A 19,659-nucleotide genomic window follows, 5' to 3' on the forward strand; every position below is an offset into this window, starting at 1 on the left:
GCCCATGGCGTGGTCATCCTTGATCAGGCCGGATGGCACACGTCAAACAAGCTCGCCATCCCGGACAACATCACACTCTTGCCTTTGCCACCCCGATCTCCCGAACTCAATCCTGTCGAAAACCTATGGCAGTACATGCGAGAAAACTGGCTCTCAAACCGGGTCTTCAAGGACTACGACCAGATCGTCGACCTGTGCTGCCGGGCCTGGAACACGCTCATCGATCAGCCATGGAAAATCATGTCAATCGGAATGCGTGACTGGGCGCATCGGTCCTGAATTTTGTCGTTTGGTATTACCTGGAAAGGTCTGCGTCCTTCATTGGTATTAATGGCTTTCTAAAGAAGCCGTTTGCTGCTGATGATGTCGATACATTCATGCACGAGTTTCTGGAAATAGATAAACCGAAATTCGGCAAGGTTCGGGACATGTTTACATTTCTTTCCAGAGAAAGTAGCTCTCCCGAAATCTAGCGCAGACTGCTTTGCGCAACGGTGTCTCATAGGAAAAAAATCGCTTTTGATCACATTGTCTCGTGGTGCCGATTTACGCGATCCGGCAAAGTCAGACGGTGTTAGATCGCAATTGTCTTGTGGTCAGCAAGGTTTCTGCGGTGAAGGCCCTGCAACGCTATTTGCCGCTCCTGAGAGTTTCGCCTATCATTTGTCATAGAGGATTCCGCTGCTTCGGAATGTCATGACATTTGGGAGGAGAGTGTCGGCATGTCAGTGACGCACGAGCCTTGGCTCGTCGCGCTATCGCTCTTGATGGCCTTTCAGGGAAGTTTCGTCGGGCTGAGCCTTGTGGTTCAGATCCGGCAGGCGGTTGTGCGGCGCCGTCGGCTGCTTCTGGCCGGTGCCGCGCTGACGCTGGCGCTGGCGATCTGGTCGATGCACTTTGTCGGCATGCTGGCGGCGCGGTTGCCCGTGGCGGTCGATTTTCTGGTTCTGCCGACCCTTCTGTCCTTTCTCGTCTGCGTGCTGGTTGTCGGCATAGCGGTCTTCGCGGCGAGCAACGGCCGCCTGACTTCTGTCCGTCTTGGCCTGTCTGCCTTTGTGATGGGAAGCGGCATTTGCACCATGCATTACCTTGGTATGTATGCGCTGCATGAATCGCTCCTCATGAGGCATGACCCATCCTACATCCTCGCCAGTTTTTTGATTGCTTTCAATGCCGCCGGGCTTGCCATGTGGCTGCTTTTCGGGCTGGGACGGCGTCCGCCGATTGTTTTTTCCGCTGTGGTGCTGGCCCTTGCCATATCGGCCATGCATTACACCGCGATGGCTGGTCTGACTTTTGATGTTTTGCAGCCGTCCACGGCATTGCGGGCGCCCTCCCTAAGCCCCGGCATGCTGGCGATTCTTGTCTCCTGCGTGGCGTTTCTCGTCTCAGGACTGTTTCTTCTGGCACTGGTGCCGGCACAGGAAACCGATGAAACGCATCGGCTGGAGAACGAGCCGGGGCAGCCGGAAATTGAGGCTTCAGGCGACGCTTTGGAAGCTACTGAAGCTGCCCCTTCCCTGCCCGCCAAATCTGCCGCCGGTTTGCAGTCAGCGGCAGTACCTGTGCGCACGACATCGCCATCGGCCAAGCGCATGCTGCCGATCGAGCGGGACGGTCAGAAGACGCAGATCAGCGTGTCCGATATCCACGTTATTCACGCCGATGCGCATTACACCAGAATATATGATGGCAACCGGGAGTTCTTCTGCCCGCTGTCGATCAGCGAAGCCGAACAGCAGCTCGACCCCAAGACCTTCAACAGGGTCCATCGCAGTCATATCGTCAATCTGCAGCACGTGGACAGCTTCAAGCGTGCAGGCGATGGAGGGGTGCTCATTCTTGCCGGCGAGAACGGACTGACGGTTCCTGTCAGCCGGTCCAGATGGGCGCGTGTCAGGACACGTCTGATGACGCTTGCGGAAAACGCCTCTCCCAAGGAACATGCTGCTGCAGCGCAATAGACAGCTTTTTTAGTTCGGGCAATCGGAACGCGCGTCGGATGGACGGCCGGTTTGACGCTGTTCGTGCGAAATCGCATAAAGTACCTACACCATAAAGTGGTATTCTGCCGCGCTCATTTTTACCTGTAATTCGTTGATTTGTTTATTCTTGCGGCGAATGAGCACAAAAACGATCGCAAAATACGGCAGTATAGCTACCGCATTTCGTGCGAAATATCCCGCAATCCGTGTAATCGAGCATGCTGTTAGTGCATGGCGTCTTGAGTGTGCGCTGCACATCTCCGCACCCTTGGGTTCACGTGACAATCTGTCGCCTCTTCGGTGGCAGCGCAACGTCGGCCCTGGTACGCGAACCGGTTGAGTGGGCCGGCAGTCCGTTTTCGACCCTTCCTGCAAGGGGCGTTTGAGTGAGGAGAGAGACGTGATCCCTGGTGAATTCACCTATCACCGGCCATCGTCGGTGGCCGAAGCAGTCGCCATTCTGGCCAACCACGGAGACGAGGCGCGCCCGCTGTCAGGCGGACACAGCTTGATCCCGATGATGAAGCTTCGCATGGCAGCACCCGAACATCTTGTAGACCTTGGGGGCATTCCCACCCTGAAGGGCATTTCGGAAGATGGCGACACCATCTCCATCGGTGCCATGACGACCCAGCATGATCTTATCGATTCCGGTCTTTTGAGCGCCAAACTGCCGATCATTGCTGAAACATCCCGGCTGATCGCGGATCCGCAGATCCGTTACGTTGGCACCCTCGGCGGCAATGTCGCCAACGGTGATCCGGGCAACGACATGCCAGCCCTGATGCAGTGCCTTGATGCCTCCTACGTTCTGACGGGCCCGGACGGTGAGCGGCAGGTCGCGGCGCGTGCATTCTATGAGGCCGCCTATTTCACCGCCCTTGCTCCTGAGGAAATTCTGACCTCGGTCCGAATTCCGGTTCCCGCCGCGGGGCATGGCTACGCCTATGAAAAGCTGAAACGCAAGGTTGGCGATTATGCCACGGCTGCTGCGGCCATCGTGCTGACGATGAACGGCGGAACTGTCGGCACGTGCTCTGTCGCACTTACCAATGTTGCCGACACGCCGCTGTTCGCAAGCGAAGCGGGACAGATCCTGACCGGTTCGACACTGGATGCAGAGACGGTCAAACGCGCGGTCGCGGCTGCCGAAGCCATCACCCAGCCGGCCTCCGATGGCCGGGGACCCGCGGAATACCGCACCAAAATGGCCGGGATCATGGTGGAGCGCGCTCTTGCCCGCGCCGCTGAACGGGCCAGAAGCTGAGACCGGGACTGAGGGAGAGACAAGATGAGCGATATTGAGCAGATCCCGGTCACGATGACCGTCAACGGCAAGAAGGTGCAGCGTTTCGTGGAACCGCGCACGCTTCTTATCCATTTTCTCAGGGAAGACCTGAACCTGACCGGTCCGCATATCGGTTGCGAAACGTCTCATTGCGGTGCCTGCACCGTCGAGATGAACGGCATGTCGGTGAAGAGCTGCACTTTGTTCGCAGTTCAGGCGAATGATGCCGAGCTGACCACCATCGAAGGCATGGCCAATGCGGACGGCACACTGTCGGCGCTTCAGGAAGGGTTCCGCCAGATGCACGGGTTGCAATGCGGCTTCTGCACACCGGGCATGATCACGCGCGCCCACACGCTTTTGCAGGAAAACCCGAACCCGACGGAAGACGAAATCCGTATGGGGATTTCGGGAAACCTGTGCCGCTGCACCGGCTACCAGAACATCGTCAAGGCCATCCAGTATGCCGCGGCCAAGCTCAACGGCACTGATTTTCAGGAGGCTGCAGAATGAACGACATGACCCCGACACGGGAACAGCGCGAGGCCGCCCTTGAAGGCATGGGCTGCAAGCGCAAGCGCGTTGAAGACATCCGGTTCACCCAGGGCAAGGGCAACTATGTCGATGACCTGAAACTTCCGGGCATGCTCTTCGGAGATTTCGTTCGCTCCCCCTATGCCCACGCCAAGGTCACCAGGATCGACGCGAGCGAAGCCCTGAAGCTGCCGGGTGTTATCGCGGTGCTCACTGCCGAGGACCTCAAGGGCGTCAACCTGGCCTGGATGCCGACGCTGGCCGGTGATGTGCAGATGGTTCTGGCTGACGGCAAGGTGCTCTACCAGAACCAGGAAGTGGCGTTTGTCGTCGCTGAGAACCGCTATATCGCCGACGACGCCATCCAGCTTGTCGAAGTCGAATACGAAGAGCTTCCCGTTCTGGTCGATCCCTTCAAGTCCATGGATGCCGATGCGCCGGTCCTTCGTCCCGATCTCGACGGCAAGACCGAGGGCGCGCACGGTCCGCGCAAGCACCACAATCACATCTTTACCTGGGAAGTCGGAGACAAGGACGAGACGTCCAGGGCTTTCGCCGAGGCGGATGTCACCATCAAGGAGATGATTTCCTACCACCGTACGCATCCCTCCCCTCTGGAGACCTGCCAATGCGTTGCCTCCATGGACAAGGTCAATGGTGAGCTGACGGTCTGGGGAACTTTTCAGGCGCCGCATGTGATCCGCACGGTGGCTTCCCTCCTGTCGACCATTCCGGAGCACAAGATCCACGTGATTGCGCCGGATATCGGCGGAGGGTTCGGCAACAAGGTGGGCGCCTATCCGGGCTATATCTGTTCCATCGTTGCCTCGATCGTCACCGGTGTGCCGATCAAATGGGTTGAGGACAGGATGGAGAACCTCTCCACCACCTCGTTCGCCCGCGATTATCACATGACTGCGCAAATTGCGGCGAAGAACGACGGTACGGTCACCGGTCTGAAGGTTCATGTTCTTGCCGATCATGGCGGATTCGACGCCTGTGCCGATCCCTCCAAATGGCCGGCCGGGTTCTTCAACATCGTCACGGGGTCCTATGACTTTCCGGCGGCGCATCTGGAAGTCGACGGCGTCTATACCAACAAGGCGCCCGGAGGCGTCGCCTACCGGTGTTCTTTCCGTGTGACGGAAGCTGCCTATTGCATCGAGCGGGCGATGGATATTCTGGCGCAGAAATTGAGCATGGATCCGGCGGACCTGCGCATCAAGAATTTCGTCAAGCCGGAACAGTTTCCCTATCAGTCGGCGCTCGGCTGGGAATATGACAGCGGCGACTACCACACCGCCATGCACAAGGCGATGGACACGATCGGCTACCGCGAACTGCGGGCCGAGCAAAAGGCCAAACAGGAAGCCTTCAGGCGTGGGGAAACCCGCGAAATCATGGGAATCGGAGTTTCCTTCTTCACCGAGATCGTCGGTGCCGGGCCTTCGAAGAACTGCGATATCCTTGGAGTGGCCATGTTCGACAGCGCGGAAATCCGCGTGCATCCGACCGGTTCTGTGATTTCGCGTATGGGCACCAAGTCCCAGGGCCAGGGGCACGAGACCACCTGGGCGCAGATCATTGCAACGGAGATCGGCATTCCGGCCGCGGACATCATGGTCGAGGAAGGCAATACGGACACGGCTCCTTACGGACTGGGTACCTACGGATCCCGTTCGACGCCTGTTGCCGGCGCCGCCATCGCCCTCGCCGCGCGCAAGATCCGGAACAAGGCGCAGATGATTGCCGCGCATATGCTGGAAGTGTCCGAATACGACCTGGATTGGGACATTGACGGTTTCCAGGTGAAGGGCAATCCGCAAGCGCGCAAATCCATGAAGGAGATTGCCTGGGCGGCCTATCACGCCCCGCCTCCCGGTATGGAACCGGGTCTGGAAGCGGTGAGTTACTACGATCCGCCAAACATGACCTATCCCTTCGGCGCCTACTTCTGCGTCATGGATATCGATGTCGATACCGGTGTCGCCAAAACCCGGCGTTTCTACGCGCTGGACGATTGCGGCACACGGATCAACCCGATGATCATCGAGGGACAGGTTCATGGCGGCCTGACCGAGGCATTCGCCATCGCGATGGGACAGGAAATCCGCTACGACGAGATCGGTAACGTGATGGGCGCGTCCTTCATGGATTTCTTTATCCCGACAGCGGTGGAAACACCGCATTGGGAAACCGATCACACCGTCACGCCAAGTCCGCATCATCCGATTGGGGCCAAGGGTGTGGGCGAAAGCCCGAATGTCGGCGGCGTTCCGGCCTTTTCCAACGCCGTGAACGATGCGTTCCAGTTCCTGGGCAGCACACATATCCAGATGCCGCATGACGCCTGGCGGATCTGGCAGGCTGCCAAGGATCTTGGTGCGCACGGCTGAATGAGGAGTGGCGGTCCACACCACACCACGCCACACCAAACTTACTTTCAGGAGAGGTTTCGTATCAGGACCTCTCCTGCCCCGTCCTCCCCTGGATCCAGCATATCGGGGTGCCACCGCTCCGGAATGAAGGCAAACGGGTCAGATCCGGCGGAAACACTGCATGGATTGCCGGTTCAAGTCCGGGGATGATGAAGCGGGAGGTTGAAGAGAACGGGCCTTATGACGAAGACCAGGGAACAATTGGCAAACGCTTTGGCGCAAACGGGTTATGTCGCCGATGAGGGACTGGCGACGACCCTTCTTCTGAGCGAAATGCTGGATCGTCCGCTCTTGCTGGAAGGCGAGGCTGGCGTCGGCAAGACCGAGGTTGCCAAGGCACTGGCCAAGCTTGAAAACACGGCACTTATCAGGCTTCAGTGCTACGAAGGGCTCGATCGCTCCGATGCCATCTATGAATGGAACTATCAGCGCCAGATTCTCGCAATCAAGGCGCGGGAAGGTTCCGGCGAGGATGCCGAAACCGTGGAAGAAGCGGTCTTTTCCGAAAAATATCTTCTCGAGCGCCCGCTGTTGGCCGCCATCCGGCAAGATCGGGCTCCAGTTCTTCTGATTGACGAGATCGACCGGGCGGATGAAGAGTTCGAAGCTTTTCTGCTGGAGATCCTGTCGGACTATCAGGTGTCGATACCGGAACTCGGCACGGTTCCTGCGATCTCAATTCCACGCGTTGTGCTGACCTCCAACGGGACGCGTGAGCTGTCGGACGCTCTGCGCCGGCGCTGCCTTTATCATTATGTCGACTATCCGACACCGGACCGGGAGGCACGGATCCTGTTGTCACGGGTCGACGGGCTTGACGCAGCGCTTGCCCTGCAGATTGCTGAACTCATGGGAAAGCTGCGCAAGGAGGATCTGGCGAAGGTGCCAGGTGTTGCCGAGACCATCGACTGGGCGGCCGCTCTTTTGGGGCTCGGCGCGAAAAACCTGCAGGACAGCCGCGAACTTGTCTTCGATGCGCTTGCCTGTGTCCTGAAGACCCGCGAAGACCGCGCCCGCGTTTCTCCCGAAGTTACAGACCGGCTTTTGGGAAAGGTGGCGTGACGCGATGACCGCCCTGACCCTGGACACTGCCGAGGATATCGGTGCCGTACTGCGGTATCGGCTGGCCGGGTTTGTCCGTTCTCTGCGCGACAGCGGCTTCAAGGTGGGGCTGGCAGAGACGAATGATGCGCTTCGATTGCTCAATACACCGGTCATGAACCGTTCGGGCAGCTTGAAGGCTGCCTATCGCTCGTTGTTTTGCGGACGCCTGTCGGACTGGCAGCGTTTCGACGAGATTTTCGATGCCTACTGGACAGGGCGCGGTGTGAAGTCGGGGGTCAAGGTGACCGGGTCAAATACGCGCAAGGGCACAAAGACAATTCGCGAACTGGTTGATGCCCAGGGCAACCGTCAGGAGACGATTGCCGGGGATGTCGAGCGCCAGCCCGGTGAGGAGGATGAAGACACCGGCGAAACGCCGTCCGGCCGACGGGAAGGCGCGAGCATCGCCGAGAACCTGGGTCAGGTCGACATCCGCAACATTCACGATCCCGAGGCTCTGGAAAAAGCCCATGACCTTGCGGAAAAACTGGCCCGCGCGATGCGTGTTCGGCTGACCCGAAGGGACCGACAGAAACGAAAGGGACCCCGGCTCGATCTCCGCCGGACGATCCGTCATTCCATCGCCCATGGCGGCACGCCGATCGAGCTGATCCACAAGGGTCCGCGGTCCCGGCAGCTCAGGCTGGTTATCCTGCTCGATGCCTCCGGATCCATGAACAACTACACCGGGGTCTTCACGCGCTTCGTGCACGGCATTCTGGACAATTTCCGTGAGGCGGAAGCTTTTCTGTTCCACACGCGTCTGGTGCATGTATCCTCCGCCCTGTCAGAGCGGGACGCGGCTCGGGCGCTCGACCGTATGGGGCTGATGGCTCAAGGCGTCGGAGGCGGAACGAAAATCGGCGAAGCCCTCGCGGATTTCAATCGCTTTCACGCGGCCCGGGTCATTCACTCACGAACCTGCGTAATGATCCTGTCCGACGGCTACGACACGGGGGCGCCGGAAATCCTGGGGGAGGAAATGGCCCGGCTGAGACGCCGCTGCCGCCGGATTGCCTGGCTCAACCCGTTGATCGGCTGGGAAGGTTACACGCCGGCAACGGGCGGCATGCAGGCAGCGCTGCCGCATGTCGATCTCTTCGCCCCGGCACATAATCTCGACAGTCTCGCAGCTCTTGAACCTTATCTGGCGAAGCTTTGACCCATGGGAGATGCTGAAATGAAACATGCCGCGCCCGTGACACCGTCCAGATCCGAACCTGTGTCCGGCGTCGATCTGTCGGAACTGATGAGCCGTCTGCAATATGACAATGAACCCTTTGTGCTGGCCACGGTGGTGCGCACCATATCGGTCACCGCGGCGAAGGCAGGCGCGAAAGCCGTCATAAACCGGGACGGCGCCATCGTCGCAGGCTGGATCGGCGGCGGATGCGCCAGGGGCGCTGTCCTGCGGGCCGCCAAGGCAGCCTTTGACGACAGGGAAACCAGATTGATTTCCATCCAGCCGGGAGATCTGCTCGCCGAGCTCGGTGTCGAACCGGGCGATGAGCGTGAAGGTGTGCAGTTCGCCAGAAACATGTGTCCAAGTCAGGGGACCATGGACATCTTCATTGAACCCGTTCTGCCCCGCCCGGTTCTTGTTGTTTACGGGGCGAGTCCGGTCGCCGTCGCATTGGCGCAACAGGCGCGAACCATAGGGTTCGACATTGCGGTTTGTGCTCTTCCGGAAGATCTCGATGCCTTTCCCGCCGGTATCGACAAGACCGGTGGCTTCGACAGCTTTAAGCCGGGCAATGCGGAGACATATGTCGTCGTTTCAACGCAGGGGCGCGGCGATCTGGCGGCGCTTGAAGAAACCTTCAAGTTGCCCGCGCGCCATATCGGCTTTGTGGGCAGCCGGCGGAAGCTGGAAACGCTCAAGGAAAAACTGAAGGACAAGGGGATAGCGCCCGAGGACCTTGATCGCGTCAAGGGACCAGCCGGTCTCGATCTAGGGGCGATTACACCGGAAGAGATCGCTCTTTCAATTCTGGCCGAACTTCTGATGCTGCGAAGGAAAGACCAGCGCCTACACGATCTGGACAGTGAAGATGCGCAGGTTGTTGAAACCTGAAAAATGGCAATGAGACCGAACAGGTCGTAGGCTGGGGTGCCGATGGTGCCGCGCGGCCGATTTGGAGGACATGATATGGAACGTTCTGACATCTTGCGGGAAAACGCTTTGCAGGCTGCGGTCAGCGACCCGTCTCTGCTTCTTGCTCTTGGGACCGGTTCCGCGCTGACGGCATTCCTGCTGCTGGCGCATTCCTGTTGCCTGGGCCTCAGCGAAACGCATCTGGCCCCGCTGCTGCAGATCTGTTCCTTTGCAGCTTAGCTGTTTTCAAGACCACAAATGATTACCAGTGCCGACATGCCTCTGGGATGTCGGACGTCTGAGCCGGAACCGGTCGCGGAATAGGCATGACTGATCCTTGAACATATAGGGTCAGAACATGCTGTTTTTTTAACCACGGCACTTACGGCTTCGCTAAAGTGACATTTCCTGACAGATCCATCTTATTGATCTAATTGCCGAAAATACTTCCCTCTACGAACTGGCATCGCACTTGCTTGATGACTCACGTGCAGCGCGCCTAGGGATCCGGTCGGAAACGACGCAGGACCGAGAGGTGCAAGCCGGACGAGGGTGTAAGCCAACATAGTCCGGTAACACGGCGGGATAAAAACCCGGGAGACAACTGCACGAGGTTTCGCGCGCGCGAACCTGCTCCCGGCCGTGCGCAAGAACCTGATGACGCAAGCCAGGCCGTTCCATGGCCGGGCTCATAACAGGAGTTGCGCCTAGATGCTGAAATCGATTGCCAAAGCTTCCCTCCTCGCCGCTGCGCTTTTGTCGCCGCTGTCATTGTCCGCAAGTCAGGCGGAAGAAAAGAAAGACTTCAAGGTCTGCTGGACGATCTATGCCGGCTGGATGCCCTGGGGATACATCTCCGAATCCGGAATCATGAAGAAATGGGCCGATAAATACGACATCACCGTCGAGATCACCCAGTTCAACGACTACATTGAATCCATAAATCAGTACACGGCTGGCGAATTCGACGCTTGCGCGATGACCAACATGGATGCCCTGTCAATTCCTTCCGGTGGCGGTGTCGATACGACCGTTTTGATCGCAGGCGATTATTCCAACGGCAATGACGGCCTGATCCTGAAGGATGGCGGCGACCTCGCATCCATCAAGGGACAGAACGTCAATCTCGTCGAACTGTCCGTCTCTCACTATTTTCTCGCCCGCGCGCTGGAAAGCGTCGGTTTGAGCGAGAAGGACATAACCGTGGTCAATACATCCGATGCGGACATGGTCGCGGTCTACGACACTGCGGACATCACGGCGGTTGCGACCTGGAACCCGATGCTGTCGGAAATTCTCGCAACGAAAAAAGGCGAAATGGTCTATGACAGCTCGAAAATTCCGGGCGAAATCATCGACGCGATGATGGTCAACACGGAAACGCTGGCGGACAATCCTGCGCTCGGCAAGGCGCTTGCCGGTGCCTGGTTCGAGGGTCTCGCCCTGATGGCGTCGGATACGCCGGAAGGCACTGCGGCGCTTGAGTCCATGGCAGCTGCCTCGGGTACCGACCTTGAAGGCTACAAGGCGCAGCTCGCGGCGACCGCTCTTTTCTACCAGCCGGAGGATCTGCTTGCCTTCACCAGCGATGACAAGCTGAAGGAGACGATGAAGTTCGTCGCCACCTTCCTCTTCGATCACGGCATCCTGGGCGAAGGCGCTCAATCCGCGGAGTTCGTCGGCATCGAATTCGCCGACGGTTCGGTGTTCGGCGACAGCAGCAACGTGAAACTGCGTTTCAACAATTCCTTTGTCGAGATGGCAGCCAAGGGCGCGCTCTGATCGTGACAGTTGGGCGGCGCGGCTGGAATGGCCGCCGTGCCGCCGCTTCTTGTACTTCCTGAACCACAATCATACGGGGTTCCTCATGGCTTCCAGATCGCCTCTGGCCTTCACCGAACTTCCAGTCGTGGATGTTTCCGGACTTTATTCTTCAAACAGGCAGGACCGTCTTGCGGCCGCCATGGAACTCGGCAAGGCCGCGCAGGAGGTCGGGTTTCTCTATGTGACCGGGCACAGGGTTTCGCGGGATGTGCGCAGCGGTCTCATCGACCAGACAAAAGAGTTCTTCGCGCTCTCTGAACAGGAGAAGATGGAGATCTACATCGGAAAGTCGGCGAACCATCGCGGTTATGTCCCCCCTGGCGAAGAAGTCATGGCGGACGGCAAGGGCGACACGAAGGAGGCTCTCGACCTGGGACCGGAAATCCCGTCGGACCACGCGCTGGTGAAATCCGGCACTCCGTTCCTGGGGCCCAATCAGTGGCCGGCGCTTGACGGCTTCCAGTCCTCGGTCAGCACCTACTATGAAGCCGTTTTCGACCTTGGCCGCCATTTGTTGCATGGCTTCGCTCTGGCGCTTGGAGAAGAAGAGGACTTCTTCGACAAATACGTCACCTGCCCGCCGAGCCAGCTCCGGCTTCTCCATTATCCATACAATTCTCAAGCGAGCGACAGTCCTGGCATCGGGGCGCACACCGATTACGAGTGCTTCACGCTTCTTTTGCCGACCGCCCCCGGTCTGGAGGTCATGAACGGCGCGGGGGACTGGATCGACGTTCCTCTCCTGCCCGACGCCTATGTCGTCAATATCGGCGACATGATGGAGGTCTGGACCAACGGTCGTTTCGTCGCCACGTCCCACCGGGTCCGCAAGGTCAAGGAAGAGCGCTATTCCTTCCCGCTGTTCTTCGCCTGCGACTACGACACCGTGGTGGAGCCCCTGCCCGCGTTCGTAGCGGAGAATGAAAAGCCCAACTTCGGGCCGATCAAGGCGGGGGACCATCTTCTGGCGCAGACCATGCAGAGCTTTACCTATCTCATTGAAAAGCAGAAGCGCGGCGAAATCGGTTTGCCCGAAGGAGCGAAGGAATTGTCCTCGTTCGGACAGGAAGCCCGGCAGAAGGCCGATGCGGATGCTTGAGCGCATGATGGAGTTGCCGCAGCACTGGCAGGGATTGTGGCATCGCACCCTGTTGGAGCGGCGCGGAGCCGGCAGCCTGACGAACGACCGGCCGGCCGAGGTCTATTGGCTCCAGACGCCACTTTGGCATGCGGACCTGCGCATTCCCGACGACCGGCCGGATTTCTCCGGCGTGACTTCGCTCGACGGATGCAACGACGACCAGTTGGCCTTTATCGCCGGGCAGGAAGGCTTCTGCGGCGTTACCCGTGTGGAAGGCTCGATCTGTACGTGGTCCCGTCTGTTCGATCTCAATCCCGGAACCGCGCTCGATGTCGCCCGGATGCGTTTCGAGCACGAGGATTTCATTATCGAAACCGGCATTGTGGAAGATTACACAGAACACTGGAAACGGGTGCCCGGGTCCGAGCCGGCACCAGGCCTTCCGCCGGCGGATTGTGCCCTCATTGACGGCATCTTCCTGCAATCCGGCGATTGGGGTGTCCAGGTGAACCCCCGCGAAGGCGCACCGGACGGGATCGATCTTTATTGCGAAACGGCGGCCCGCGGCCGCGAACATCTCCTGTGGCAGGCCAGTCTGGCGATTTCACTTTGCGAGCGTACGCCAGCTGGCTGGATCACAAGGCTCTCAACCCATCCATGGCGGGAAGGCCAGGCGCTCACTGTTGCAGAAAGCGAGACGACATGCGTCTGATCAACCGCAAGCCGGGCCGTGCGACGGCATTGATGCTGGGCCTCCTGCCTTTTCTGGCCCTCATCATCGTCTATACCATCGCCAGTCAGGCCCGGCTCGCCGAGAACCCGTCAGACAGATTGCTGCCGTCGCTTCAGTCCATGGCCAATGCGATGGAGAAGATGGCGTTCGAGCCGGATCGACGAAATGGCGAGCTTCTGCTGTGGAAGGACACATTTGCCAGTCTGGCAAGGATCGGTGCAGGGCTGGGTATTTCAACTCTGCTTGCGCTTCTCATCGGCCTTGCCATGGGAACCCTGCCCTACGGCAAGGCGGCGTTGGCTCCCTTCGTCGGCGCGTTCTCCCTTATCCCTCCCATTACGATCCTGCCGATCCTGTTCATCATTCTCGGTCTCGGAGAAGCCGCCAAGATCGGCTTGATCGTGGTTGGAACCGTAGCGTGCATGATCCCCTACATCACCCAGGCGGCGTTCGACATACCGCGGGAAATGATCATCAAGGCCGAAACGCTGGGGGCGTCCAGTTGGCAGATCGTGACCCGGGTCATCGTTCCGGGAGTTCTGCCCACGGTGGTGATGGCCTTGCGGATCGGCCTTATTCCGGCGTGGATCTTCCTTGTTTCCGCCGAGGCCATCGCTTCGACGGAGGGCTTGGGGTACCGGATTTTCCTGGTCCGGCGTTACATGGCGATGGATATCATCCTGCCGTATGTCGCCTGGATAACGCTGCTTGCGTTCATCATGGATTACCTGCTGCGTGTGTTCTCACGTGTCGCCTTCCGGTGGAAGCATCTTGAGGGGGACAGCCTGTGAGCACGGACGCGATCATCTCGGTAGACAGCGTGTTCAAGAATTATGGCGATGCCCGCATTCTGGAACGGGTCAATCTCGACGTGGCCCGGGGGACATTCTGCACCATTGTCGGCGCATCAGGCTGCGGAAAGTCCACCTTCCTGCGAATGCTGTTGTCTCAGGAACACCCGAGCCGGGGTAACATCCTCTTGGAAGGCCGCCCTCTCCCTCCGGAACCTACCCCCGATCGTGGCATCGTATTTCAGCGCTATTCGGTTTTTCCGCATCTGACGGTCGCCGAGAACCTTGTGCTGGCTTCGGAATTCGAGGCAGCGCCGTTCACGGGTCGTTTGTTCGGTTCCCAGAGGAGAGAGGCGCTTGCCGAAACGGAAGCCCTTCTTGACCGGATCGGTTTGTCTCATGCCGCGAACCGGTACGCCGTGCAGCTTTCCGGCGGCATGCAACAACGTCTCGCCATTGCTCAGGCACTGGTCAAGAAACCCAGCATCCTGCTTCTCGATGAGCCCTTCGGCGCGCTCGATCCCGGTATCAAGCTCGATATGCATGAACTTCTGCTCGGGCTCTGGGAAGAATTCGGCATGACGGTTTTCATGGTGACCCACGACATCCATGAAGCCTTCAAGCTGGGCACCCGCCTGCTCGTCTTCGACAAGGTTCGACACGACCTCCAGGCGCCCGAAGCCTATGGCGCCACTATTACCTACGATTTGCCACTTTCGGAACCGGAGAAGAGATCTGACCGGTTGCGTGATGAAATCGCGGGAACCATCCACGTCCCGAAGACTGCGCTCTCTTCGGGGTTTCAAACACCAAACCCTCATGAGGAACGTTCATGACACTGTTTGATCGCAACGGCCCGATGACATGGCACAAAGCTGCCGGACCTGTTCGGCGTGAGCCGGCGGAACACCGTCATCATCCGGATTTCGACAAGCTTCAGTTGCGCGGCTGGAAGGCGGCGGAAAAGGAAGGCACCCTGCCCTCCGCAGCCTGGGAAAAGGAGAAGGCCTGGGCGCTGCGTATGGGGCTGACGGGTTCCGACTGTCTGACGGACAAGTCCATACCGACATTCGCACGTGGCGAGCTCCCCCACTACGCGGGCATCAACACGTTCCTCAAGGCGCCATACATCGAGGACGTCACCCAGGTTGGAGCTTATGATGCTGCTGTCATAGGTGTTCCCTTCGACGGCGGGACGACTTACCGCCCGGGAACGCGTTTCGGACCGCAGGGGCTCAGGAAGATCTCCGCGCTCTACACGCCCTACAATTACGAAATGGGCGTTGATCTGCGCGAACAGATGACCCTTTGCGATGTCGGCGACATCTTCACCATTCCCGCCAACATCGAAAAGACCTTCGATCAGATCACCCGCGCGGTTTCGCATGTCGCGTCGTCTGGGGCGCTGCCTATCATGATCGGCGGCGATCACTCCATCGGCTTTCCCTGCGTGCGTGGCATCGCGCAATGCACCTCCAAACGTATCGGCATTGTGCATTTCGACAGGCATATCGACATCCAGGAAAAGGATCTCGACGAACGCATGCACACGACGCCGTGGTTCCATGCGACGGACCTTGTCAATGTCCCGGCGGTGAACCTGGTTCAGATCGGCATTGGCGGCTGGCAGGTGCCGCGCGAAGGTGTCGAGGTTGCCCGCGAACGCAACACCAATATCTTCACCATGCGCGACGTGGAGGAACTGGGACTTGCGGAAACCGCGGCCCGGGCGCTGGAACTGGCCTGGAAAGATGCGGATGCGGTCTATATTTCTTTCGATATCGACAGCGTCGATTGCGGGTTCGTTCCGGGAACCGGGTGGCCGGAACCGGGTGGGTTCCTGCCACGCGAGGCTCTGGAACTCGTATCCCTGGTCGCCAAGGAAGGTATTTGCGGCCTGGAGGTGGTGGAAGTCTCTCCGCCTTACGACTGTTCGGACATTACCGCGCTGCTTGCCACCCGTGTGATTGTGGATGTGCTCGGCACGCTGGTCTCTCACGGCAAGATGGGCGCGCACAAGCATATCATCGACAAGCCAGTCTCGATTCCGGCCGGCCCGGAGGTGATGTGAGATCATGGGACACGACCATCACGCTCATCATCACCACCCGCATGATCACGCGCATCCGCACAGTCACAATCATGCCGGATCGGATCATCTGCATTCACATGTCCACGGGACCTCGGATGCGGAGGCGGCGGAAGAAATTCAGGCGCTCGCGGCAAGCTTTGTCGAAGGCTTCCGCTCGGCTGACGACAAGACAAGCTATTTGCGTCTTGCGGCTATTCCGTTTCACCGGCCTGGTGCGGATGGCCTGACCCAGCATCTGGTCGATGCCAGTATCGTCAGCAACTGGCAGGTTGGAACGGCCTCGCCTGCCTTTGCGTCCAGGGAACTGGTCTACATGCCTTATCCTGGCGCCATGGTTCAGGCGCGCGAAAGCATGACATTTACTTATGTCTCTCTTACAGGGAGGGCGGATGTGGATCTCGTCGATATTCTGACAGAGCGTCTTGCACAGGGCGACATTTCACAATGAGGCATGCGCCCTGCCCGACCGACCTAATACCAAGCCATCAAATAGGGTCTTATTTGTTGAGATTGGTATAATCGGATCTGATTGGGCGGGGCTGTGCCGCCCCCTACCATCTGGCAGGTTTCTCGTGGAGAGGGCCGGGTTCATGTGAGGGCTGCCACATTGAGAGGTGCTTCCAGGTCGCAGAAGAACCGGCGGATTTCGAAGATCGGTTTCGGTTTGCTGTAAAAGTACCCCTGCCCGTAAAGACAACCGAGTGTTCTGAAAATTTCGACCTGTTCGCGTGTTTCCACACCCTCAATCAGAAGGGTCACATTCATCGTGTCCGCCAGCGATTTGATGACCTTGACGACCTTGCGCGCCTTGGCTGAATCGTCACAGGCGGTCACAAAGGACCGGTCGATCTTCAGTTCGTCCCACTTGAATTTGTTCAGGTAACTCAGCGCGGAATAGCCTGTTCCGAAGTCATCGAGGGAGATGGACACACCGAGGTCCTGAAGTCTTCTGAGAACGCCGGAGACAAAATCGACGTTCTGCATGAACACGCTTTCGGTGATTTCCAGTTTCAGCCTGTCCGGCCGGAGGCCCGTTTCCCGCAAAGTCGTCTTGACGAGTTGGACGATATCGTCGTTCATCAATTGGATCATCGACAGATTTACGGAAACGTGAATGTGGTCGGGCAGAAGCTGGATGTCACGGCAGGCGGATCTCAGCATGAACCTGCCAAGTTCAATCACGTCGCCGCTGGCTTCCGCTATCGGGATGAATTCTTCAGGCGACACAAGGCCGATATCGCTGTGGGTCCACCGGGCAAGCGCTTCCATTCCGATCGGCTCACCGGTGTCGAAATTGACCTGAAACTGGTAGTGCGGCTGGATCGTTGCATTGCGCAATGCGTTGGGGAGATGCCGTTCTATCTGCAACCTTCTTTCCAGTCGCGTCCGCATGGGCTCCGCGAATTGCATCACGGTCCCGCGTCCTGCCGCCTTTGCCTCCATCAGCGCGACATCCGCGTTCAGGACGACATAACCTGTTGCCTGCCTGCTGTCGGCCACGGCATAACCCATCGATGTGCCGGCAAGGATGCTGCCGATCGAGGTTTCCAGGGGCGTGCTGAACTGGCTTGAGAGCACACGGATCGTCGTCTCGATGTCTATGGCATCCCTGCGGGAGCGAAAGACGAGGATGAATTCGTCACCGCCGACACGAGCTGCTAGGTTTCTGCCGGGAAACCTGGTTACGAAGTCTTTCAGTCGTTGAGACAACGCGACCAGAAGCGCGTCTCCGCCCGCATGTCCGAGTGTGTCGTTGATGCCCTTGAACCCATCGAGGTCGATCGCGACGGCAAGCAGAATTTCGTCGGAAGCCAGATGTGTCTTGGCTTTGGTCATATATTCGTTCAGCAACGCCCGGTTCGGCAGCGCCGTCAGGGCATCATGCTTGGCCATGAAGGTCAGCCGCTTGGCGTCCCCGGCTATTGTGTCATTGGCGAGCGTCAGGACGCGGTTCTGGCGCATGACGACTGCAAGCAGAACCGTTGCGAGCATCAGGAGAGCCAGGACGATCCGTTTCTCTGTCATCAACCTGTCGTGGGAGGCCAGCCTCTCCTCGCTGAAACGCCGAATGCTGGTTTGATAGGATGTCCCTGCAATCGTCTCAATTTCTGACGCTATGTCGTCCAGTATCCTGTTCAAGTCTTCGGCCGGGGCGGTCTCGATGGACCGCATATATGGGTGAAGGTCTTCCAGATCGGCTGAGAGAGCCTCGAAGGCTGCACGCGATTCAGGGGACTTCGCCAGAAATGCCTTGAAACTCCCGGAATTCCAAAGGTCTATCCGGCCCAGAAATATCTCGTATTTCAACAGCGTATCGTCCAGGTACGACGGATTGCCGGACTGGAGATATCTGGAAACACTTGTGGTGTATTTGTAAAACTCGTTGCGGCCGTTGGTCGCCGACCACACGGTATCGTATTCCAGCGACCTCACCTGTTCCCGTTCCAGGGGATCCGAGGCGTAAAAGTAGGTCCAGAACACGAAGAGCGCGATCAGGAACAAGCACAATACGGCCCAGTGCCAGGTCTGATTGCGCGGCATTGCCCCCTCCCTCACTCGATCACGATGGATCTGACTTGCCAGACGGAACGGGAGTAGAAGATCTCGGTTTTCATTTCCGGATAGTCATCGAAGGGGTAGATGATGAACAAAGGCCCCTTGTCGCGGATGGACGGATATTGCCCATTCACCTTGTATGCCAGAAGAGGATTGCTCGATGTGAAGTCGGAAACCGGAATGACCGCCCGGTAGTCATTCAAGGCGGTGATTTCGGCGTTTTCGCCTTCCGCGCCAATCTGGTTCATCAGGTCGCTCAGCAGAACGCCTTCAAACGTTACCTTGCCATCATGCCAGGGTGTCGAGGTCTCAATCCTGGAGTGTGGCAACGCCTCCAGCTGTCCGATTGAAAATTCCGCCGGATCACCGGTAGAAATCTTTCCTGAGACTGACAGGATCGTCTTGTCCTGATCCTGCGACATGGCGGCGGAGACAAGGTTGAACGGCATCAGAAAAAACAGAAAAACCGTAAGATTCCGGAACACTATTGACCCTCCCAGTCAATTGATTTTCCGTATTTTACGGTAGGCTATGAAGTGCGTAAATTGGAACTCTCCCCAATCTTAATTTTATCAATAACCCTTCACGTTTAAATGGTAACTATTCTATTTAAGGTGAGACTAATATTTCAGTCTTTACTTATTCTGTCTTCAAGTCGAAATCGGGAAATACGCGCGACCTGCGTCAGCGCGGTCTGCAGTTCATCCTCCGATGAATTCGAGACCCGGTCTTCGAATGCAGCCAGGATCATATGTTTGTTTGCTCCCTTGACCGCGAATATGAAGGGGAACCCGAACCTGGTCTTGTAGCGTGTATTGAGCTGCGTGAAACGCTCGAATTCTTCGCGAGACAGAGTGTTCAATCCCGCTCCCGCCTGCTCGCGTCTTGAATCTTCGGCAACCTCACCGGCGAGTGCAGCCTTGCCGGCCAGGTCTGGATGCGCGCGCACCAGAGCAATTTTCCGGTCTGCGGGTGCTGCATTCATGGCTGTTTCGAACGCGGCTATCACAGCCTCCCGGTCGGCGAACGGCGCCTTTCTGAACGCGTCTTCGGCGACCCATGGAGAATGTTCCGCAACATCGCCGAAAGCGGCCACGAAGTCCTTGAGGTCCATGTTGTTTATTCGGTCGATGGCAAT

At 58.2% G+C, this 19,659-nt stretch carries 19 protein-coding genes; 16 read left to right on the plus strand and 3 right to left on the minus strand.

Annotation, left to right across the window (positions count from 1 at the left end; translation table 11 throughout):
• The 16 genes from OA90_RS12280 to OA90_RS12355 form a co-directional block, all read left to right on the plus strand.
• Nucleotides 1-279: transposase (locus tag OA90_RS12280; RefSeq protein WP_199823691.1), on the plus strand; the 279-nt coding region annotated here is incomplete at its 5' end.
• 443 nt (nt 280-722) lie between these two features.
• Entirely contained in the window at nt 723-1,964 is a 1,242-nt protein-coding gene (locus OA90_RS12285; protein ID WP_068411617.1) for an MHYT domain-containing protein, read from the plus strand.
• 421 nt (nt 1,965-2,385) lie between these two features.
• On the plus strand, nt 2,386-3,252 hold the full coding sequence (locus OA90_RS12290; protein WP_068411619.1) for a xanthine dehydrogenase family protein subunit M: 867 nt from the start codon (nt 2,386-2,388) through the stop codon (nt 3,250-3,252).
• Between the two features lie 33 nt (nt 3,253-3,285).
• Nucleotides 3,286-3,786: a (2Fe-2S)-binding protein gene (locus OA90_RS12295; protein WP_068412275.1), complete on the plus strand. Its 501-nt coding sequence runs from the start codon at nt 3,286-3,288 to the stop codon at nt 3,784-3,786.
• Nucleotides 3,783-6,203 (plus strand): aerobic carbon-monoxide dehydrogenase large subunit, encoded by a 2,421-nt coding sequence (locus OA90_RS12300; RefSeq protein WP_068411622.1) that lies wholly within the window; start codon nt 3,783-3,785, stop codon nt 6,201-6,203. Before OA90_RS12295 ends, OA90_RS12300 begins: the two co-directional genes overlap by 4 nt.
• A 222-nt stretch (nt 6,204-6,425) precedes the next feature.
• Nucleotides 6,426-7,307 carry a MoxR family ATPase gene (locus tag OA90_RS12305; protein WP_068411625.1) on the plus strand — a complete coding sequence of 294 codons (882 nt, stop codon included), beginning with the start codon at nt 6,426-6,428 and terminating at the stop codon, nt 7,305-7,307.
• A 4-nt stretch (nt 7,308-7,311) separates the two neighbouring features.
• Nucleotides 7,312-8,511: a VWA domain-containing protein gene (locus tag OA90_RS12310; RefSeq protein WP_068411628.1), complete on the plus strand. Its 1,200-nt coding sequence runs from the start codon at nt 7,312-7,314 to the stop codon at nt 8,509-8,511.
• A gap of 18 nt (nt 8,512-8,529) precedes the next feature.
• Entirely contained in the window at nt 8,530-9,423 is an 894-nt protein-coding gene (locus tag OA90_RS12315; RefSeq protein ID WP_068411631.1) for an XdhC/CoxI family protein, read from the plus strand.
• A 75-nt stretch (nt 9,424-9,498) separates the two neighbouring features.
• On the plus strand, nt 9,499-9,684 hold the full coding sequence (locus OA90_RS12320; RefSeq protein WP_068411633.1) for a hypothetical protein: 186 nt from the start codon (nt 9,499-9,501) through the stop codon (nt 9,682-9,684).
• A 474-nt stretch (nt 9,685-10,158) separates the two neighbouring features.
• Nucleotides 10,159-11,226 carry a putative urea ABC transporter substrate-binding protein gene (locus OA90_RS12325; RefSeq protein WP_208986119.1) on the plus strand — a complete coding sequence of 356 codons (1,068 nt, stop codon included), beginning with the start codon at nt 10,159-10,161 and terminating at the stop codon, nt 11,224-11,226.
• Nucleotides 11,227-11,311: 85 nt separating this feature from the next.
• Complete coding sequence (locus OA90_RS12330; RefSeq protein ID WP_068411639.1) at nt 11,312-12,367, plus strand: 2-oxoglutarate and iron-dependent oxygenase domain-containing protein; 1,056 nt, start codon at nt 11,312-11,314, stop codon at nt 12,365-12,367.
• Entirely contained in the window at nt 12,354-13,061 is a 708-nt protein-coding gene (locus OA90_RS12335) for a hypothetical protein (protein WP_068411641.1), read from the plus strand. Before OA90_RS12330 ends, OA90_RS12335 begins: the two co-directional genes overlap by 14 nt.
• A complete protein-coding gene (locus OA90_RS12340; RefSeq protein WP_068411644.1) occupies nt 13,052-13,873 on the plus strand; it encodes an ABC transporter permease in 822 nt (273 codons plus the stop codon). The genes OA90_RS12335 and OA90_RS12340 overlap by 10 nt, the downstream gene beginning before the upstream one ends.
• Nucleotides 13,870-14,709 carry an ABC transporter ATP-binding protein gene (locus tag OA90_RS12345; RefSeq protein WP_082837010.1) on the plus strand — a complete coding sequence of 280 codons (840 nt, stop codon included), beginning with the start codon at nt 13,870-13,872 and terminating at the stop codon, nt 14,707-14,709. The genes OA90_RS12340 and OA90_RS12345 overlap by 4 nt, the downstream gene beginning before the upstream one ends.
• Nucleotides 14,710-14,732: 23 nt before the next feature.
• A complete protein-coding gene (locus OA90_RS12350) occupies nt 14,733-15,944 on the plus strand; it encodes an agmatinase family protein (RefSeq protein WP_068412277.1) in 1,212 nt (403 codons plus the stop codon).
• A 4-nt stretch (nt 15,945-15,948) separates the two neighbouring features.
• Nucleotides 15,949-16,413: a hypothetical protein gene (locus OA90_RS12355; RefSeq protein WP_068411647.1), complete on the plus strand. Its 465-nt coding sequence runs from the start codon at nt 15,949-15,951 to the stop codon at nt 16,411-16,413.
• Between the two features lie 140 nt (nt 16,414-16,553).
• Here the strand turns inward: OA90_RS12355 and OA90_RS12360 are convergent, their stop codons facing one another.
• The 3 genes from OA90_RS12360 to uraD all read right to left on the minus strand — a co-directional run bounded on the left by OA90_RS12360 (nt 16,554) and on the right by uraD (nt 19,635).
• Nucleotides 16,554-18,506, minus strand: a complete 1,953-nt coding sequence (locus OA90_RS12360) for a bifunctional diguanylate cyclase/phosphodiesterase (protein ID WP_068411650.1) — start codon at nt 18,504-18,506, stop codon at nt 16,554-16,556.
• A gap of 11 nt (nt 18,507-18,517) precedes the next feature.
• Nucleotides 18,518-19,006, minus strand: coding sequence for a molybdopterin-dependent oxidoreductase (locus tag OA90_RS12365; protein ID WP_199823692.1), 489 nt, complete (start codon nt 19,004-19,006; stop codon nt 18,518-18,520).
• Between the two features lie 143 nt (nt 19,007-19,149).
• The gene (uraD, locus tag OA90_RS12370) at nt 19,150-19,635 is read right to left on the minus strand and encodes a 2-oxo-4-hydroxy-4-carboxy-5-ureidoimidazoline decarboxylase (protein WP_156510474.1); all 486 of its coding nucleotides are present in this window, start codon (nt 19,633-19,635) and stop codon (nt 19,150-19,152) included.
• Between the last annotated feature and the right edge of the window lie 24 nt (nt 19,636-19,659).

It is taken from the genome of Labrenzia sp. OB1, assembly GCF_001624695.1.
GTDB lineage: Bacteria > Pseudomonadota > Alphaproteobacteria > Rhizobiales > Stappiaceae > Roseibium.

Excerpts from the sequence above, each read along its gene's own strand:
- OA90_RS12285 (WP_068411617.1), top strand. The coding sequence starts at position 723 with ATGTCAGTGACGCACGAGCCTTGGCTCGTCGCGCTATCGCTCTTGATG.
- OA90_RS12300 (WP_068411622.1), top strand. The coding sequence starts at position 3,783 with ATGAACGACATGACCCCGACACGGGAACAGCGCGAGGCCGCCCTTGAA.
- OA90_RS12305 (WP_068411625.1), top strand. The coding sequence starts at position 6,426 with ATGACGAAGACCAGGGAACAATTGGCAAACGCTTTGGCGCAAACGGGT.
- OA90_RS12310 (WP_068411628.1), top strand. The coding sequence starts at position 7,312 with ATGACCGCCCTGACCCTGGACACTGCCGAGGATATCGGTGCCGTACTG.
- OA90_RS12315 (WP_068411631.1), top strand. The coding sequence starts at position 8,530 with ATGAAACATGCCGCGCCCGTGACACCGTCCAGATCCGAACCTGTGTCC.
- OA90_RS12320 (WP_068411633.1), top strand. The coding sequence starts at position 9,499 with ATGGAACGTTCTGACATCTTGCGGGAAAACGCTTTGCAGGCTGCGGTC.
- OA90_RS12330 (WP_068411639.1), top strand. The coding sequence starts at position 11,312 with ATGGCTTCCAGATCGCCTCTGGCCTTCACCGAACTTCCAGTCGTGGAT.
- OA90_RS12335 (WP_068411641.1), top strand. The coding sequence starts at position 12,354 with ATGCGGATGCTTGAGCGCATGATGGAGTTGCCGCAGCACTGGCAGGGA.
- OA90_RS12340 (WP_068411644.1), top strand. The coding sequence starts at position 13,052 with ATGCGTCTGATCAACCGCAAGCCGGGCCGTGCGACGGCATTGATGCTG.
- OA90_RS12350 (WP_068412277.1), top strand. The coding sequence starts at position 14,733 with ATGACATGGCACAAAGCTGCCGGACCTGTTCGGCGTGAGCCGGCGGAA.
- OA90_RS12355 (WP_068411647.1), top strand. The coding sequence starts at position 15,949 with ATGGGACACGACCATCACGCTCATCATCACCACCCGCATGATCACGCG.
- OA90_RS12360 (WP_068411650.1), bottom strand. The coding sequence starts at position 18,506 with ATGCCGCGCAATCAGACCTGGCACTGGGCCGTATTGTGCTTGTTCCTG.
- uraD (WP_156510474.1), bottom strand. The coding sequence starts at position 19,635 with ATGGACCTCAAGGACTTCGTGGCCGCTTTCGGCGATGTTGCGGAACAT.